The 883-nt window shown below is 52.7% G+C and carries 1 protein-coding gene; it reads right to left on the bottom strand.

Going from position 1 to position 883, the window contains the following annotated elements:
• Window positions 1-176: 176 nt before the first annotated feature.
• Window positions 177-881 carry an IS6-like element IS26 family transposase gene (locus CKK19_RS24225; protein WP_001067855.1) on the bottom strand — a complete coding sequence of 235 codons (705 nt, stop codon included), beginning with the start codon at window positions 879-881 and terminating at the stop codon, window positions 177-179.
• Window positions 882-883: the final 2 nt, after the last annotated feature.

Here is an 883-nt window from a genome sequence, read left to right as displayed (position 1 = left end):
TTTATTTTGTGTATCACGTTCCACCTCATCATCAGAACGGTTCCCGGCCTGCCAAAAGGCTGGGAACCCTATCTGCATTTCTGGCCGGTTGGCCACCTTGGGGTGGGTCAAAATTAATGGCCAGGGCACTGTTGCAAAGTTAGCGATGAGGCAGCCTTTTGTCTTATTCAAAGGCCTTACATTTCAAAAACTCTGCTTACCAGGCGCATTTCGCCCAGGGGATCACCATAATAAAATGCTGAGGCCTGGCCTTTGCGTAGTGCACGCATCACCTCAATACCTTTGATGGTGGCGTAAGCCGTCTTCATGGATTTAAATCCCAGCGTGGCGCCGATTATCCGTTTCAGTTTGCCATGATCGCATTCAATCACGTTGTTCCGGTACTTAATCTGTCGGTGTTCAACGTCAGACGGGCACCGGCCTTCGCGTTTGAGCAGAGCAAGCGCGCGACCATAGGCGGGCGCTTTATCCGTGTTGATGAATCGCGGGATCTGCCACTTCTTCACGTTGTTGAGGATTTTACCCAGAAACCGGTATGCAGCTTTGCTGTTACGACGGGAGGAGAGATAAAAATCGACAGTGCGGCCCCGGCTGTCGACGGCCCGGTACAGATACGCCCAGCGGCCATTGACCTTCACGTAGGTTTCATCCATGTGCCACGGGCAAAGATCGGAAGGGTTACGCCAGTACCAGCGCAGCCGTTTTTCCATTTCAGGCGCATAACGCTGAACCCAGCGGTAAATCGTGGAGTGATCGACATTCACTCCGCGTTCAGCCAGCATCTCCTGCAGCTCACGGTAACTGATGCCGTATTTGCAGTACCAGCGTACGGCCCACAGAATGATGTCACGCTGAAAATGCCGGCCTTTGAATGGGTTCATGT

The sequence above is a fragment of the Enterobacter sp. CCUG 70166 genome (genome assembly GCF_020224095.1).
GTDB classification, from domain to species: domain Bacteria; phylum Pseudomonadota; class Gammaproteobacteria; order Enterobacterales; family Enterobacteriaceae; genus Enterobacter; species Enterobacter intestinihominis.
Note: the sequence above shows the minus strand (reverse complement) of the source record. Positions and strands in the feature narration are given on the sequence as shown.

Coding starts and splice junctions, on each gene's coding strand:
- CKK19_RS24225 (WP_001067855.1), bottom strand. CDS start 881: ATGAACCCATTCAAAGGCCGGCATTTTCAGCGTGACATCATTCTGTGG.